At 65.6% G+C, this 15,318-nt stretch carries 15 protein-coding genes; 6 read left to right on the top strand and 9 right to left on the bottom strand.

The features are described from left to right. Positions 1–14 precede the first annotated feature (14 nt). The 4 genes from ACFZAI_RS25130 (at position 15) to bamC (ending at position 3,496) form a co-directional block, all read left to right on the top strand. Positions 15–641: an L-threonylcarbamoyladenylate synthase gene (locus tag ACFZAI_RS25130; protein WP_391569483.1), complete on the top strand. Its 627-nt coding sequence runs from the start codon at positions 15–17 to the stop codon at positions 639–641. 72 nt (positions 642–713) lie between these two features. Next, positions 714–1,361, top strand: a complete 648-nt coding sequence (locus tag ACFZAI_RS25125) for a site-2 protease family protein (RefSeq protein WP_391569482.1) — start codon at positions 714–716, stop codon at positions 1,359–1,361. 87 nt (positions 1,362–1,448) lie between these two features. Continuing rightward, positions 1,449–2,354 carry a 4-hydroxy-tetrahydrodipicolinate synthase gene (gene dapA, locus ACFZAI_RS25120; protein ID WP_391569481.1) on the top strand — a complete coding sequence of 302 codons (906 nt, stop codon included), beginning with the start codon at positions 1,449–1,451 and terminating at the stop codon, positions 2,352–2,354. Between the two features lie 17 nt (positions 2,355–2,371). Then, positions 2,372–3,496, top strand: a complete 1,125-nt coding sequence (gene bamC, locus ACFZAI_RS25115) for an outer membrane protein assembly factor BamC (RefSeq protein ID WP_391569480.1) — start codon at positions 2,372–2,374, stop codon at positions 3,494–3,496. A gap of 117 nt (positions 3,497–3,613) precedes the next feature. On the opposite strand, the gene ACFZAI_RS25110 is transcribed toward bamC, so the two are convergent. The 4 genes from ACFZAI_RS25110 to ACFZAI_RS25095 all read right to left on the bottom strand — a co-directional run bounded on the left by ACFZAI_RS25110 (position 3,614) and on the right by ACFZAI_RS25095 (position 8,796). Next, complete coding sequence (locus ACFZAI_RS25110; protein ID WP_082387197.1) at positions 3,614–3,841, bottom strand: endopeptidase; 228 nt, start codon at positions 3,839–3,841, stop codon at positions 3,614–3,616. Between the two features lie 217 nt (positions 3,842–4,058). Next, positions 4,059–5,252: a JmjC domain-containing protein gene (locus ACFZAI_RS25105; RefSeq protein WP_391569479.1), complete on the bottom strand. Its 1,194-nt coding sequence runs from the start codon at positions 5,250–5,252 to the stop codon at positions 4,059–4,061. After that, positions 5,249–7,903, bottom strand: a complete 2,655-nt coding sequence (gene mutS, locus ACFZAI_RS25100) for a DNA mismatch repair protein MutS (RefSeq protein ID WP_391569478.1) — start codon at positions 7,901–7,903, stop codon at positions 5,249–5,251. The genes ACFZAI_RS25105 and mutS overlap by 4 nt, the downstream gene beginning before the upstream one ends. Positions 7,904–8,022: 119 nt before the next feature. Beyond that, a complete protein-coding gene (locus ACFZAI_RS25095) occupies positions 8,023–8,796 on the bottom strand; it encodes a hypothetical protein (RefSeq protein ID WP_391569477.1) in 774 nt (257 codons plus the stop codon). Positions 8,797–8,919: 123 nt separating this feature from the next. On the opposite strand from ACFZAI_RS25095, the gene ACFZAI_RS25090 reads away from it, so the two are divergent. Both ACFZAI_RS25090 and ACFZAI_RS25085 read left to right on the top strand, forming a co-directional pair. After that, positions 8,920–9,825 (top strand): aldose 1-epimerase, encoded by a 906-nt coding sequence (locus ACFZAI_RS25090; RefSeq protein ID WP_391569476.1) that lies wholly within the window; start codon positions 8,920–8,922, stop codon positions 9,823–9,825. A 239-nt stretch (positions 9,826–10,064) separates the two neighbouring features. Continuing rightward, positions 10,065–10,421: a hypothetical protein gene (locus ACFZAI_RS25085; protein WP_391569475.1), complete on the top strand. Its 357-nt coding sequence runs from the start codon at positions 10,065–10,067 to the stop codon at positions 10,419–10,421. A gap of 4 nt (positions 10,422–10,425) precedes the next feature. Here the strand turns inward: ACFZAI_RS25085 and ACFZAI_RS25080 are convergent, their stop codons facing one another. Genes ACFZAI_RS25080 through ACFZAI_RS25060 form a run of 5 tightly spaced genes read right to left on the bottom strand, consistent with a single transcriptional unit; the run spans position 10,426 to position 15,318 of the window. Next, complete coding sequence (locus ACFZAI_RS25080) at positions 10,426–11,178, bottom strand: carboxymuconolactone decarboxylase family protein (protein WP_391569474.1); 753 nt, start codon at positions 11,176–11,178, stop codon at positions 10,426–10,428. After that, positions 11,166–12,404 carry an SDR family NAD(P)-dependent oxidoreductase gene (locus ACFZAI_RS25075; RefSeq protein WP_391569473.1) on the bottom strand — a complete coding sequence of 413 codons (1,239 nt, stop codon included), beginning with the start codon at positions 12,402–12,404 and terminating at the stop codon, positions 11,166–11,168. Before ACFZAI_RS25075 ends, ACFZAI_RS25080 begins: the two co-directional genes overlap by 13 nt. After that, a complete protein-coding gene (locus tag ACFZAI_RS25070; RefSeq protein WP_391569472.1) occupies positions 12,404–13,162 on the bottom strand; it encodes an SDR family NAD(P)-dependent oxidoreductase in 759 nt (252 codons plus the stop codon). Before ACFZAI_RS25070 ends, ACFZAI_RS25075 begins: the two co-directional genes overlap by 1 nt. 9 nt (positions 13,163–13,171) lie before the next feature. Further along, positions 13,172–14,116 carry an acyl-CoA dehydrogenase family protein gene (locus ACFZAI_RS25065; protein WP_391569471.1) on the bottom strand — a complete coding sequence of 315 codons (945 nt, stop codon included), beginning with the start codon at positions 14,114–14,116 and terminating at the stop codon, positions 13,172–13,174. Further along, entirely contained in the window at positions 14,113–15,318 is a 1,206-nt protein-coding gene (locus ACFZAI_RS25060) for an acyl-CoA dehydrogenase family protein (RefSeq protein ID WP_391569470.1), read from the bottom strand. The genes ACFZAI_RS25065 and ACFZAI_RS25060 overlap by 4 nt, the downstream gene beginning before the upstream one ends.

Below are 15,318 nucleotides of genomic sequence, written 5' to 3'. Positions count from 1 at the left end.
GTTAGGATAAACCCATGGCTCTGCATTTATCTATTCATCCTGCGAATCCTCAACCTCGCCTGCTCAAGCAGGCAGCCCAATGGCTGAACGATGGGGGCCTTGTGGCCGTACCCACCGATTCCAGTTATGCCGTCGTCGCGCGGCTGGACGATAAGGACGCTGCGGACGGCTTGCGCCGGCTACGCGGCCTGGACGAAAGACATCACCTCACTTTGCTGTGCCGCGACCTGGCTGAAATCGGCCATTTCGCGCGCGTCGACAACAAGCAATACCGCTTGTTGAAAGCCGCAACGCCGGGTCCGTGGACCTTCATTCTTGAAGCCACCAAGGAAGTGCCGCGGCGGGTGTCGCACCCGTCGCGCAAGACCATCGGCATTCGCGTGCCGGACAATCTCGTCATCCTGGGATTGCTGGAACAAGTGGGCGCGCCGTTGCTATCCACGACCCTGATTCCCAAAGACGAAACCGAAGCGTTGAACGACGCTGAAGCCATCCGCGATCGCTACGACCATGACTTGGCCGCCATCATCGACGCGGGCGCCTGCCCGCAATCGCCGACCACCGTCATCGACCTCACCAGCGACGATCCCGTCGTGGTTCGCGTAGGCCGGGGCGATCCCGCCACGCTTGGCCTTGCCTGATTTTTCCCCCTTGCGTTTTACCTTGCGTGCCGGCTCCCGCCGGCACGCGGCTCATCTACAATCCGGTTCGCCATGAATGACATCATCCAAACCATTGCGGTCTACGCGATACCGGTAATCTTCGCCATTACTCTGCACGAAGCCGCGCACGGCTACGTCGCGCGCATGTTCGGCGACCCCACCGCGTATGAGGCTGGCCGCATCAGCCTGAATCCGGCGCGCCATATCGACCCGGTCGGCACGCTGCTGGTGCCGGTCGCCATCCTGCTGGCGTCCAAGCTGCTGGGCAGCCCGGGCATGCTGTTCGGCTGGGCCAAGCCCGTGCCGGTGGACTTCGGCCGTCTGCGCCGCCCCAAGCGCGACATGCTTTGGGTGGCGCTGGCGGGTCCTGCCGCGAACCTGTTCATGGCGATTCTCTGGGCGTTTTCGCTGCGCCTGATGCTGGAGTCCGGCATGCAGGAATCGTTCTGGTTCCAGATGGGCGTGGCGGGCGTGAATATCAATCTGGTGCTGATGGCGCTGAATTTGCTGCCGATCCTGCCGCTGGATGGGGGACGCATCCTGTTCAGCCTGCTGCCCAACCGCCTGGCCTGGCAGTATTCCAAGATTGAGCCCTATGGTCTGGTGATTGTCATCGTCCTGCTGGTCACCGATGTGCTCTGGCTTTTGATGCGCCCGGTGTACGAATTTGGAACGACTATCGTCCAGTGGTTTCTGTAGGATTTCGGCCAATATCCGTTAAACTCAGCGGTTTCATTGATTCTGGCCCTGGGGCATCCTGCCGTGGGGCGTTGGAGCCCTACATTTATGGCATCCCCTGCAACCGCCGCAGGCGTTAATTTCCAGGGCAGCTTGGTGGCCCTGGTCACCCCCATGCAGCCCGATGGCACCTTGGACTACGCTGCCTACCGGTCATTGATCGACTGGCACGTCCAGGAAGGAACCGATGCGCTGGTGGTGGTGGGCACCACTGGGGAATCTCCCACGGTCTCCATGGAAGAGCATGCGGAACTGATCCGCGTGGCGGTCGAACATGCCGCTGGCCGTATCCCGGTCATCGCTGGCGTGGGCGCCAACTCCACCGACGAAGCCATCCACCTGACGCGTCACGCCAAGGCAGTGGGCGCGCAGGCCGGCCTGTCGGTCGTTCCCTATTACAACAAGCCGTCGCAAGAAGGCTTGTACCGTCACTTCCGCACCATCGCGGAAGCCGTCGATCTGCCCACCATCCTGTACAACGTACCGGGCCGTACTGTTGCCGATATGAGCAACGACACGGTTCTGCGTCTGGCGCAGGTGCCGGGCATCATCGGCATCAAGGATGCCACCGGCGACATCGCCCGCGGTGGCTTGCTGCTGCGCGAAGCGCCTGCCAGCTTCCAGGTTTTCAGCGGTGATGACCCCACCGCCGCCGCCCTGATCCTGTTGGGCGCGCGTGGCAACATCTCGGTCACCGCCAACGTGGCGCCCAAGCTCATGCATGAGCTGTGCGCCGCGGCGCTGGCCGGCAATGTGCCGAAGGTGCGTGAACTTAATGCGTACCTGGCGCGTCTGAACAAGGCTTTGTTTGTTGAAGCCAATCCCATCCCCGTCAAGTGGGCGTTGGCCGAAATGGGCCGCAGCGCACTGGGCTACCGGCTCCCGCTGGTTGAACTGGGAACGCAGAACCACGAAATCGTGCGTCGTGCGCTCCAGGAAACGGGTCTGCTCTAAATATCGTGAGGATACGTATGAACAAGCGTCATGCCGGTTTGTCGGCATTGATGTCTCTGGTGTTATTGGCCGGCTGCAGCGAGGTCAATCAATTCCTGGGCAATGAAGAATCCGTCAACTACAAGAGCGCCGTCACCCAGCGTGGAGAGCCTCTGAGCATCCCGCCGGATCTGACTCAGGCAAACAGTGATCCGCGTTACCGCGCGCCGGCCTCGGGCTCGACGACGTATTCGCAGTTCCAACAGCAGGGCCAGGCGCAAGCGTCGGCCCCGAAGTCCAGCAATGTGCTTCCCGGCCGTCAGGACATGCGCGTCGAGCGTGATGGCGACCTGCGCTGGCTCGTCATTGATCGTGCCCCGGAAGATGTGTTCCCGCGTCTGGTCGACTTCTGGACCGAGAACGGCTTCACGGTGGCCAGCAACAACCCCGGCGCTGGCTTGATCGAAACCGACTGGGCGGAAAACCGCGCCAAGATTCCGGAAAGCTGGTTGCGCCAAGCCTTGGGCGCCGTGCTGGAGTCGGCCTGGGATAGCGGCGAACGCGAGAAATTCCGCACCCGCGTCGAGCGCGTCAATGGTCACACCGAAGTGTTCGTCAGCCATCGCCAGATGCTGGAAAAGCGCGTCGGCAGCGACGGCGGCCAAGTGCAGTGGCAGAACGGCAAGGAAGATCCGGGCCTGAACGCCGCCATGCTCGCGCGCATGATGGTCTACCTGGGTTCCGACGTCGACAACGCTCGCAAGCTGGTGCAGCAAGCCGAAGCCGCGCCGCAAAAGCCCGCCGTGCAGGAAGACGTGCGTGCGCAAGGCGCATCGCTGCTGGTGGCCGAATCGTTTGACCGCGCATGGCGCCGCGTTGGCGTGGCCCTGGACGGCGGTGGTTTCGCCGTTGAAGACCGCGACCGTTCCGCAGGCGACTACTTCGTGCGCTACGTCGACACCGACACCGGCGAAAAGAACGAGCAGCCGGGCTTCTTCGGCCGCATGTTCTCGGGCGACAAGAAGGCCCAGGCGCCGCAGTACCGCATTCACCTGGCCGCAACCGGCGACCAGACCACGGTCACGGTGCTGGACGCCAACGGCGCGCGCGACAGCAGCGCCACCGCCCAGCGTCTGCTGAGCGTGCTGAAGGACAAGATGTAAATCTGAGAACGGCCGGCGTTGAATCGCCGGCCCGTCCGCTTTCAAAGGACGCAAAAAAGCCCTGGCATTGCCAGGGCTTTTTTACGTCTTCAGAGCGGGGGTTCGTCTCTGTTTTTATTAAGACGCGGGCGTGGTCGAGCCGCCCGGGGTGGTCGAACCGCCACCCGGCGTGGTGTTAGGAGTGGGGGCCGGAGCCGGCGAGGTGGCCGGCGGCGTGGTGGTGGGCGCGGGCGTGCTTGCACCCGGAGTGGGGTTGGTCGCGGGCGCCGGGGCATCTTCCTTCTTGTTGCAAGCGCTGAGCGCGACGGCCAGCACCGAGGCAATAATCAAGGTTTTGCTCATCATTTTTGGACTCCTGTAGATGACGACTCTTGAAACCCCCTTAGGGGAAACCAGAATCCAGGCTACAGGAACCCGCGGGCCGATCGCGTGTGAAAGTTAAAAAGGTGGCATCCCAACGGCAACAAACCTTTCAGCTTCGTGTTATCTCTTTCTGTATGTGTCCCCGCGATCAGACCTGATTGCGTTCTGTTCGAGACAGATACGCGCACGTGTCTGGATACTACGATGCCACGTAGTGAATCCACCCCGAATCCAGCCAATCCGCCAGGCATGAACGGGCCTCTGGCGACAGCTTTGCGCAGGCCGGATGGGCGCAATCCAGACTGCGCGCATCCGCAAGCTGGCGCAAGGCGGCATCTGCGGGCGTCATGGCGGTTTCACCGTTGATGAAGAGCTGCTTGCCGCGATACAGCATGCGGCTGCGGCGGTCCAGCACCAGCCGGCCGACGGCGGGCCAGTCTTCTTCAAGATCCACGTCCATGTCTTCGGGGGCGTCGAATACGCTCTGGTTGTGCGGTTCGGTCAGCCAGCAGCCCAGGAAACGCGAGGCCAGCGCATCATCAAAGCGCATCTTTTCAACCGTTTCCAGCGTGGCCGCGACCAGCGCATCGGGCAGGGCCGCAGGCGTGTCCACCGCCGGTTGGCCGGGGTCACGGTACACCGCAGACAACTTCGGGCCGGGCAGCGCGGGTTCGCCGTAAGGGCCGCCCAGCAACCCCACGCGGGCCATCACCTGGTCAGCCGCCGCTTCAAGCAGCCCGCGCGCCAGCGTGGCTTGCGTGGGGGCGCGGAAGCCAATCGAAATCGTCATGCAGCCGTCGCCGACCGCAATGCCGTCATGCGCGGCCTGCGGCGGCAGATACAGCATGTCGCCCGGGGCCAGCACGGCCTTCTCTTCTGGCTGAAAGTTGCTGAGAATCTTCAGCGGCAGGTCGGGGGTCAGTGACAGATCTTTCTGACGGCCGTAACGCCATTCGCGTTCCCCTGCGGCTTGCAGCAGGAACACGTCATAGCTGTCGAAGTGCGGGCCCACGCCGCCGCCATGGCTGGCGATGCTGATCATCACGTCGTCCAGGCGCGCATCGGGAATGAAACGGAACAGCCCCATGAGTTCGGACGCGGCGTCGCTAAGCAGGTCCACGCTTTGCACCAGCAGCGTCCAGTCGCCTTCGTTGTCTTTGGGCAGACGCGCGAACGGGCCGTTCTCCATTTGCCATTCGCCGTTCTCGCGCCAGATCAGGCGCGACTCCACGTCGTCGCGGCGGGCCAGCTTCTTGATGGCCGCGATGGTGAGCGGCGGCTTGAAGTCAGGGATGGCCTGGCGGATCAACAGCGGCTTGCGCTGCCAATAGCGGCGCATGAAGTCGTTGGGGCTTTGATTGCCCAAGAGCGGCAACGCGTGATCGAGGTTCATTGAACGTGTTTCTTCAAACGGTAAAGGGCATCCAGCGCTTCGCGCGGGGTGAGGCTGTCGGGGTCGATGGTGGCCAGTTCTTCGCGCAAGGCGTCCAGCGCCTCGATGGCGTCGGAACGTTCGGCCTCGGCGTAGGCTTGCGCATCGGCATCGGCCGCAGCCGAGAACAGGCCCAGTTGCGGCGTGGGCGCACCCTGCGCTTCCAGCCGTTCGAGTTCACGCGTGGCCTGGCGGATGACGGCGGCAGGCACGCCCGCGCGCTGCGCCACTTGAATCCCGTAGCTGCGGCTGGCGGGGCCTTCGCGCACTTCGTGCAGGAACACGATGCCGCTGGCGGATTCCGCCGCGGCCAGATGCACGTTGGCGGATGCCGGTTGTTCGGCAGGCAGGCGGGTCAGTTCGAAATAGTGGGTGGCGAACAGCGTCAGCGCGCGGTTGTGCGCCAGCAGGCGGCAGGCAATGGCCCAGGCCAGCGCCAGGCCGTCGTAGGTGGACGTGCCGCGGCCGATTTCGTCCATCAGCACCAGGCTGTTGGGCGTGCTGGCAGACAGGATGGCGGCGGCTTCCGTCATTTCCATCATGAAGGTCGAGCGCCCGCCGGCCAGATCGTCGGCCGCGCCGATGCGGGTGAAGATGCGGTCGATCTTGCCAATGCGCGCGCGCGCCGCCGGCACAAAGCTGCCGATGCGCGCCAGCAGCACAATCAGCGCCACCTGCCGCATGTACGTCGATTTACCGCCCATGTTCGGGCCGGTGATCAGCAGCATGCGGCGCGCCGGGTCCAGCCGGCAGCCGTTGGGCGTGAAGCGTTCGATGGCATGTTCAACCACGGGGTGACGGCCGGCGTCGATGTCGATGTCGGCCTGTTCCGACAAGTCAGGCGCGATCCAGTCGTGACGGCGCGCGTGATCGGCCAGGGCGGCCAGCGTGTCCAGCTCGGCCAGCGCCGCCGCGCAATCGGACAGCGGGCGCACGTGTTCGGCCAGCACATCCAGCAACTGTTCAAACAGCCATTTTTCGCGAGCCAGCGAACGGTCTTGCGCCGACAGCACCTTGTCTTCCCAGGTCTTGAGCTCGGGCGTGATGTAGCGTTCGGCGTTCTTCAGCGTCTGGCGGCGGCGGTAGTCTTCCGGCACCTTGGCCGTTTGGCCCTTGGTGACTTCGATATAGAACCCGTGCACGCGGTTGAATTCCACGCGCAGGTTGCTGATGCCGGTGCGTTCGCGTTCGCGGGCTTCCAGTTGCAGAAGAAAGTCGCCACCGTCAGCGGCCAGGCCGCGCAGTTCATCGAGTTCGGCGTCAAACCCTGCCGCCAGCACGCCGCCGTCGCGGATGGCCACGGCGGGTTCCGGCGCAATCGCGCGCATCAGCAGCGCGGCCAGCGCCGGGTCTACGGACAGATGCGAGATCAGTTCGCCCAGGCGCGGCGATGCGGCCATGGGTTCGAGCAGGTCGCGCAAGGCCGGCAGCGATTCCAGCGCATCGCGCAGGCTGGCCAGTTCACGCGGGCGCACTGAGCGCAGCGCCAGGCGGGCGGCGATGCGTTCGATATCGGGGAACGCGTTCAGTGCGCTGCGCAGCGCTTCCAGCAGCCCGGCAGAGCCAAACGTCTGCTCGACATCCATGCGGCCGGCCAGCAACGCCGAAATGGCTTGCTGGCGCGCCAGCGCTTGCTCGTTTTCGCGCAAGGGGTGATGCAGCCAGCGGCGCAGCAAACGGCTGCCCATCGGCGTGCGGCAACCGTCCAGCAACGAAAACAGCGTGGGCGAATCTTCGCCGGCCAGCGTTTGCGTCAGTTCCAGGTTGCGGCGGGTGACCGGGTCCAGCAGCACGTACTGCCCCGGGCGCTCGGCCGACAGGCTTTGCACGTGGGCCAAGGCCTGCGACTGGGTGCGCGCCGCGTAGCGCAGCAGCGCGCCTGCGGCGCAGATGCCCGCCGGCATGTCTTCGATGTCAAAGCCGGCCAGCGTGTCGGTCTTGAAGTGGGCCAGCAGGTGCGCGCGTGCGCCATCGCTTTCGAAGTGCCAGTCAGGCACCCGGGCGCGGGCGCCGTCGAACGGAAAATCAAATTCAGCGCTGTCGGCGCAGATGATCTCGGCAGGCGCGATGCGATGCAGTTCCGATTCCAATTGAGCCGGCGCGCATTCGGTGACGCGGAATTCACCGCTGGCCAGGTTCAGCCAGGCCAGCCCGGCGCGCGGCGCACGGGCGTTGCCGGTAACGAACACGGCGGCAAGCGCGCGGTCGGCCTTGGCCGGCAGCAGGGCGTCGTCGGTCAGCGTGCCTGGCGTGACGATACGCACGATACGGCGTTCAACCGGCCCCTTGGACGCAGCCGGGTCGCCAATCTGTTCGCAGATGGCAATGGATTCCCCCATTGCGACCAGCCGGGCGAGGTATTGCTCCATGGCGTGCACGGGCAGGCCGGCCATCGGAATCGGAATGCCGTTGGACGAACCGCGCTTGGTCAGCGTCAGGTTGAGCAGACGCGCGCCGCGTTCCGCGTCTTCATAGAACATTTCATAGAAGTCGCCCATGCGGTAGAAGAGCAGCAAGGGGCCAGCCTCCGCTTTTAGGCGGAGGTATTGCTGCATCATCGGAGTGTGGCCCGCGTGGGCGTCGGCGGCGGTGGGTTGTGTTGCTGAATTCATGCCCGTGATTGTATCGGGGCGGGCGGGGGCGTGCGGGGCAGGGCGGGATGCTTTTGACGCGGGTTAATGATTTCACCGAGCGCGGCCGGTATCGATGAGCACGGCCCCCCTTTCCGCGCCTAATCGTGGCCCTTGGGCGTCGGCCAGCGCCAGGTTTCCCTGAAACCCTGGTTCGCCAGTTCGTCCACCAAGCGTTGCACCTGGGCAGCCGCGGCAGGGTCGAACTCCAGCCGCACGCCAACCCGTTTGTCGCCGGGGGCTTGTGTCAGTTGGGCCATGCCATGAATGTCGGACAGGAATAGACGGGCGCCCCACGGGGCGTCGATGCGATGCGCGGGGGAAAAATGCCCGGCGATCCGTTGCGCCATCTCCTGGATCAGGAAGCTGCCGGATGAGAACAGCTCGATGATGGCGCGCTCCACGTGCGAATCGAAGTATCGCCATTTGCTTTCAGCGTTTATATCTTCGCCATTGCGCAACCCCCAGTCCCGCGGATCGTCGTGCCCCTGCGGCATCCAGATCACCTTCTGGCCATGCCGGGGAAGCACGAAGACCTGCCGACGGTCAAGGCTGTATAGGACCTTGTCGCCATCTACCGTGCTGGCAAACGGCACGCCGCGCGCCGCTTCCTCCATGGCGATCGTGCCGTCATCCCCCCAGAAATCGTCGAAGTACTCACGGATGAACGCGCGTTCTGATTCGCAATCGGCAAGAATCTGCGCCGGCATCCACACCATCAGCCGTCCGCAGTACGTGCCTTGCCCGAGCAAAGTGACGAAGCGGGCGTAGCCGCCGGGCAGGTCGGCGCCCAGCCAGTGTTTCAAGGCATCGACGTCGTCGGCGCCAGCGAGCAACAACTTAGGGGTGATCAGATAAACGTCGTCAACGGTCATCGGCATGTGCGGTCGGGGATAGGGGGCAGCGGGGGGCGGAAAGCGTGGGTCAAATTATGCAAGGGCTTCACTTTACCGGCACAATCGCACGACGCGGCCCCGTGATGGCCGCGGGAGCAGCAGATGCCGGAATTTCCTTTCGCCGACCCCGTGAATGCGGCCGAGCGCGTGACCATCGCCAGCGGGGCGCACCAGGCGGAGTTCGCGCCGGGCGGCGGTGGGCGGCTGACCCGATTGTCGACGGGGCCGCATGATTGGATTGTGCCGTTGACCGCCACGGAGTGGCCGGCCGGCAAGTGGCCGCGCGCGGGCTCTTACCCGTTGGCGCCGTATTCCAACCGCATTCGCGACGGCGTGTTCACGTTCAATGGCGCGCGCCATGCGCTTCAATCCGTGCCGGGCCGGCCGCAGGCCATTCATGGTTCGGGCCTGTTTCAGCCCTGGCAGGTGCGCAATCACACGGCGGACAGTGTTGACCTGGTGCTGAGCCAGCCGGCGGGCGTGTTGGGCTGGCCCTGGCCATTTGAATGCGTACAGCGCTATCGGCTGGATGCGCGCGGCTTGAGCCTGTCGCTCAGCCTGATCAACCACGGCGATTCCCCCATGCCTTGCGGGCTGGGTATTCATCCGTACTTCACCGCCGAGCGCGTGGCGCTGAATGCGCGGCGGTTGTGGCCAGCGGATGCGGACGGGTTGCCTACGGGCAGCCGGGTCAAACATGTGCGCGAAGTGCGGCGGTCGGCCGAAGGCTGCGATACGTATCTGTCGCAATGGGAAGGGCGCGCCACGCTTTATTGGACCGACGGCCACGAGCTGGCGCTGCACGCGGACCCGGCGTTTGCGCACGTCGTCATTTACACCGCGCCGGGGTCGGATTTTCTGTGCGTGGAGCCGGTCACCAATGTGGCGGACGCGTTCAATCTGGCGGCGGCGGGCGAAACCCGCACGGGGATGCAGGTGCTGGAGCCGGGGGCGCGCTTTGCGGCGACGGCCTTGATGGCGCTGACGCCGCCTCGGGCCAGACGCTGAAGTGGCTGAAGTTGCCGACGTTGCTGAAAGGCCTAATCGGCTGCATGGCTGAAGTTGCCGACGTCGCTGAAAGGCCGAAGCGGCTGCATGGCTGAAGTTGCCGACGTCGCTGAAAGGCCGAAGCGGCTGCATGGCTGAATGGCTGCATGGCCGAAGCAGCTGAAGCGACTGCACGCCGCGCTTTGAAAGGCCGGCTTCCTCCGGCGATAATCCGGCAACCCCAAACCAGGAGTCCTTACGTGAAAAAGCTCAGCACCGAACAATTGCAGGCCGCGGCCGAAACGCTGCGCCGGGTGCAGGAGAAGCTGGCCCGCTCGGGCAGCCTGCCGTTGGAGCCCACGCTTTACGCCAGCGCAAAGGGTTTTCGGCGCAATGTGCCAGAGTATCTGTGGACGTGGTTGTCGGGCCTGTTGGCGCCGCACAAGAGCCTGGCGTCGTGGATGGATACGCATCAGCCCGGCTGGCGTGAGGGCAAGACGCCCGCCGCCGTAGTCTATGCCCGAACCGAAAAGGGCTGGTTCGATTGGCTCATCGCCGAACTGGAAACCGAAATCAACGACCCGCACGCGCGCGCCAAGCGCGAAGGGCAGGCCTGACCGCTCAAGCGGGCCGGTCCGCCGGCGGCGCAACGCTGCCGGCCATCTTTGCGTAAGCCATCGCGCCCAATGACGCGCCATGTACGGCCAGATGGGCGCCCAGCTGAATCACTTGCAGGATCTCGGCGCGCGCCACGCCATGGGCCAGCGCGTGCGGAATCAGCGTTTGCAACGTCTGCCCATCTGCCTGCGTGAAGCAGGCGTGCAGCGCGATGCGCACCAGCAGCCGCTCGGCGGGTGTCAAGCCATCGGCTGGCGCGCCGCCTTCCACAAAGTCCAACAGCACCGTGACATAGCCCGGGTCTTGCGCCGCCAGGCGCAGCAGGCTGGGCGCCTGTTCTGGCCACAGCGCGTGGATACGATCGCGTAACGGATCTTCTGTTGGCAAGGGCGATGGCGCAGCCGCGTCATGCAGCACGTCGGCGGCTTGCAGGACGGCGCTCAGGCCTTGCACGGTGACCAGATGCAGCACGTCGAACACATCGGCTTCGCTGGCGCCGGCCTCGCGCGCCATGCGCAGATGGGTCGTCAGACCTGCCTCGTACAAATGCGTGGCCGAGGCGTCCAGCGCCACATACACCAACTCGACCATGCGGGGAGTCAACGGGCCGGTTTGCGCCGGATACCCCGCGTAGTCCGCGTAGTGCGACAGAAACGCGGGGTTGGCGTGCAGCAGTGCTTCGGTCCACGGCCGCCAATAGCCGCGGGCCGCAATGAAGCGCGATTTGATGGCGTCCAGATCCTTTAGCGGCTGCATAGCGTTTGCCCGGTCAGGTATTGCGCTTGGGCGCCCGCCACGAAGCGCAGCAATGGCGATAGCGCAGGGTTCGGCTCCGCCGAGGCCACTTCAACGGCGTTGATGCGGCGCGCGCGCGGCCCCCATTCGCAGGCGAGCGTGGCGACCAGCATGCGGGCGGCGGCGTCGTCCCCGGCGTGTTCCCAATCGGTATCGGCCGCGCGCGGCAAGAGCAGCGTCAGGCTGCCAGGCGCGTCGCGCGAGCCATGACGGCGCGCGGCGGCCAAGGTGGCGGCCAAGCGCCCGCCGGGCGGGCTATTCAGCACCGTGGCGTCAATGACCGCGTCGTAGCCGTCGCGCACCTCGACCGTGGCGTCAATGACCGCGTCATCGCCATCGCGCACCTCGGTACTGTGCAGCGCCGGCCAGTGGCCATGCACGGTCAACGATAACGGCGTATCGCAGGGCGCTGGGGCGATGGCGCTGGGGGCATAGGCTTGGCTGCCGCCAAACACCGACGATCCGCCATCGACGGACAAGCGGCCGCCCGAGACCAGCACGGCGTCGTCACTGGCCAGAAACGCCAGCGCGCAGGCGATTTCGTCAGGGGCGGCCAGGCGGCCCAACGGAATCTTGGCGACCGCACGCACGGGGTCCAGGCGGCCAGATGCGATCAAGCCGTCGACCAGGTCTGTCTGCACGAATCCCGGACACAGCACGCTGACGCGCAGTTCCGGATGTGCTTGCGCCAGGGCCTGAGTTTGCGCGATCAGTCCGGCCTTGCTGGGGCTGTACGCGCCGCGCATGGGAATTGCACGCAGCCCCGCGCCAGAGGCCACATTGACGATGCGCGCATGCCGCGTCAGCCGTCCATGCAGGGCGCGCAGCAGCCGCGCTGGCGCGTGCAGGTTCAGGTCCAGCAGCCGCTGCCAGTTGTCATCGGCTTGGTCGACGGCAGGCAGATTGCTGGCGTCCGTCATGCCCGCGTTGTTGATGATGGCGTCAAGCGGAGGCAGGCCATCGGCCAGCGCGTGAATCTGGTCAGGATCAGTCAGGTCCGCCACGCGGGCAAGATGATCCAAGGCCGCTCCCTCCGGCCGCAGCGCTGTCCGCAGCGCCGTCAGCAACGCGTGAAGCGCCTCGGCATTGCGATCCACCAGCACGCAGCGCCGGCCTTCACGCGCCAGCCGCCAGGCCGTGGCGCGGCCGATGCCGCTGGCGGCGCCCGTCAACAGGACGGTGTCCATCAGAGCGTGGTGAAGGTGATGCCGCCGTCCACCACCAGCGCCTGCGCGGTGATGAAGCGCGCCTCGTCGCTGGCCAGGAACGCGATGCCGCTGGCCACATCTTCCACGGTGCCCAGCCGCCCCATCGGCGTGCTAGCGATACGGCGCGCATCGCGCTCGGCGTTGCGGTTGCGCTGCGTGCCTTCCGTGGGTACGGCCGAGGGGCACACGGCATTCACGCGGATGCCGCGCCCGCCCAGCTCGGCCGCCGCCGCGCGGGTAATGCCCAGCACGCCCGCCTTGATGCCCGAATACACCATCGAACTGGGCGCGGATTTCAGCGCGGCGGTGGAAGCCACGTTGACGATCGCGCCGCCACGTTCGGGGTCCATCGCCTCGGCGGCGGCCTGGATGCCCCAGATCACCGCCTTGAAGCCGATGTCCAGCATGCGGTCCATGGTGTCGGCCTGAATTTCGGCGGCGCTTTGGTAGCGGACCCACGCCGCGTTGTTGACCAGGATGTCAAAGCGCGAACCGTGTTCGGCGGCCTGGCGCACCGCTTGCGCGATGCCTTCACGCGACGCCACGTTCTGCACCACTGCAAACGCCTTGCCGCCCGATGCCGTGATGTCGGCGACGGCGGCGTCCACCAGTTCCTGCTTCAAATCGTTCACGCCGACGAGGGCGCCGCGCGCGGCAAGTGCGCGGGCCGTGGCGCGGCCGATGCCGGCTCCGGCGCCGGTGACGAGCGCAACGCGCCCAGCCAGATCTTGTTGCATGGTTTCTTCCTACACCGATTGAATGAAATCGCGGCCGGTCTGGCGCGACAACCCGTTGAACGCCGCGTCCAGCTTGCGCACCGCGCGCAGCGCAGGGTGCAAGGGCAGCTCCCAGGTGAAGCCCATGCCGCCGTGCAGATGGATGGCCTTCTCGATGACGAAGGCGGCATTGGCGATCGCGCCCGCCAGCGCGGGACGGGTGTCGCGCGGGGCGCCGAATTCGTCCGCGTTCATGGCGCGGCGGATCGCGGCGCTGGACACGTCTTGCAGCAAACGCATGCGCGCAAGCAAGTGCCGCACCGCCTGCTTGGCCGACAGCGGCCGGCCAAATTGCACGCGCGTCGCCATATAGCTGGCCGCCATTTGCAGCGCACCTTCGGCCGCGCCATTGGCGAACTCGGCCAGCAACAGCTGCGCCTGCCGGCGAACCGCTACAAACGCCGCCGCGTCCAGCCGCGCCAGCACCGGCGCGCCTGCCAGCGTCAGCCAAAGTTGCGGATGCTCGGGGTCAAGCGCGGCCTGCGCATCGCACGTTGCTGCGCTCACGTCCACCAGCGCCGCGCCGTTGTCATCAGCCACCAGCACCCAGTCGGCCGGGCCATGGTCTACACGGACGCTGCCGGATTGCAGCGTGCCTTGCCAGGCAATGCCCGCGATCCGTTCGCCGGCCGCCAATGCCGCGGCTTGCGGCGTGCCGGCAAACGCCCGGGCCAGCAGCATCTGTTCGGCCAATGGCAAGGGCAATTGCAATCGGCCCGCCGCCTGCGCGATGGGCAAGGCAAAGGCCAGGTCCAGTCCCAGACCGCCATCAGCCTCATCCGCCATCACGCCGCACAGGCCGGCTTGGGCCAGCACGGCCGCCTGATCGTGCGGGTCTTTGTGCGATAGCGCATCGGTAATGGCCGCGTCGGCGGCCTGCGCGAACTCTTCCGGCCGCAGTTCTTCGCTACTCATGTCAGGTCCTTGGGAAGATTCATCACGCGCTGCGCGATCACGTCCAGCTGCACTTCGGTTGTGCCGGCGTAAATCGTTTCAGCGCGCGAGAACAGATACGCGTTGGTGAAGGCCTTGTGCGCACGCTGCGCCAAGGGGCTGGAGTGCGGCCCCACGGGCGCCAGCATCGATAGCGCCAGGCTGGCGAAGGCCTGGTGGCATTCCGACCAATACAGTTTGGTTAACGAGCCGCGCGCGCCGAGCGATTCGCCGCGCAGCATGCGTTCCACCGTGAGTTCGACCAATCCTTTCAAGCCGTCGATCTCGCTCACCAGATCGCCCACGCGGCGTTGCACGTAGCCGTCGTCCAGCGAGGGGGCCAGCTGGGAGTCGGATTTGCAGGCCGCGATCAACTGGCGCAGTTCGCATTCGAAGCGCCACGGGCGGTACATGCGGTTGGTGGCGCGCTCGATCGACAGCACCCGGATGGCGGCGTTCCAGCCTTCGTCCGGCGCACCCAGGCGCGCACTGTCAGGCACGACAACGTCGTCGAAGAACACTTCGGCAAATGATTCCTTGCCGTCGATGGACTTGATGGGCACCACGCGGATGCCCGGCGTATCCATGGGCACGGCAAACATCAGCAGGCCACGGTGCTTGTCGGCAACGGTGCCGGTGCGCGTCAGCAGCAGGCAGTAGTGCGCCTTGGCCGCGCCGCTCGTCCAGATCTTCTGGCCGTTGATGCGCCAGTGTTCGCCTTCCTGCACGGCCTTGGTGCGCAGACGCGCCAGGTCCGAGCCCGCGTCCGGTTCCGAAAAGCCCTGGCACCAGTACTGCTGCATCGTCAGGATGTTGGGCAGAAACGTTTGCTTCTGCGCCTCGCTGCCCACCGCCATGATGATGGGGCCGGCAAGCTCCTTGCCGATCGAGCTCACGCTTTCCGGCATGGGCAGCGCGCCGATTTCTTTGTTCACCGCCAGATGTTCGCGCAGCGTCAGGCCGTGGCCGCCATAGGCCTTGGGCCAGGTCATGCCAGCCAGCCCCGCCTGGTGCATGGCGGCTTCCCACAGGCTGCTTTCGGCCAGCGTGGCGGCGCGCCAATTCAGGCTGTCGGCGCGCATGAAGTCGGGCAGATTGGCGCGCAGCCAGGTGCGCGCATGTTGACGGTAGCCTTCAGGCCCGGCGGACGGATCGGGTACCGCCACCTGTTGTTCGAATTGCAT

This window comes from Achromobacter sp. NPDC008082 (assembly GCF_042957345.1).
Lineage (GTDB): Bacteria > Pseudomonadota > Gammaproteobacteria > Burkholderiales > Burkholderiaceae_B > Achromobacter > Achromobacter kerstersii_A.
This window is presented reverse-complemented; position numbering and strand designations above follow the sequence as displayed.

Bases quoted from the DNA above. Each gene is read 5' to 3' on its own strand.
- ACFZAI_RS25060 (WP_391569470.1), bottom strand. From the start codon at position 15,318: ATGCAATTCGAACAACAGGTGGCGGTACCCGATCCGTCCGCCGGGCCT.
- ACFZAI_RS25080 (WP_391569474.1), bottom strand. From the start codon at position 11,178: ATGCAGCCGCTAAAGGATCTGGACGCCATCAAATCGCGCTTCATTGCG.
- ACFZAI_RS25075 (WP_391569473.1), bottom strand. From the start codon at position 12,404: ATGGACACCGTCCTGTTGACGGGCGCCGCCAGCGGCATCGGCCGCGCC.
- ACFZAI_RS25095 (WP_391569477.1), bottom strand. From the start codon at position 8,796: ATGACCGTTGACGACGTTTATCTGATCACCCCTAAGTTGTTGCTCGCT.
- ACFZAI_RS25125 (WP_391569482.1), top strand. From the start codon at position 714: ATGAATGACATCATCCAAACCATTGCGGTCTACGCGATACCGGTAATC.
- ACFZAI_RS25130 (WP_391569483.1), top strand. From the start codon at position 15: ATGGCTCTGCATTTATCTATTCATCCTGCGAATCCTCAACCTCGCCTG.
- ACFZAI_RS25105 (WP_391569479.1), bottom strand. From the start codon at position 5,252: ATGAACCTCGATCACGCGTTGCCGCTCTTGGGCAATCAAAGCCCCAAC.
- mutS (WP_391569478.1), bottom strand. From the start codon at position 7,903: ATGAATTCAGCAACACAACCCACCGCCGCCGACGCCCACGCGGGCCAC.
- ACFZAI_RS25070 (WP_391569472.1), bottom strand. From the start codon at position 13,162: ATGCAACAAGATCTGGCTGGGCGCGTTGCGCTCGTCACCGGCGCCGGA.
- dapA (WP_391569481.1), top strand. From the start codon at position 1,449: ATGGCATCCCCTGCAACCGCCGCAGGCGTTAATTTCCAGGGCAGCTTG.
- ACFZAI_RS25065 (WP_391569471.1), bottom strand. From the start codon at position 14,116: ATGAGTAGCGAAGAACTGCGGCCGGAAGAGTTCGCGCAGGCCGCCGAC.
- ACFZAI_RS25110 (WP_082387197.1), bottom strand. From the start codon at position 3,841: ATGATGAGCAAAACCTTGATTATTGCCTCGGTGCTGGCCGTCGCGCTC.
- ACFZAI_RS25090 (WP_391569476.1), top strand. From the start codon at position 8,920: ATGCCGGAATTTCCTTTCGCCGACCCCGTGAATGCGGCCGAGCGCGTG.
- bamC (WP_391569480.1), top strand. From the start codon at position 2,372: ATGAACAAGCGTCATGCCGGTTTGTCGGCATTGATGTCTCTGGTGTTA.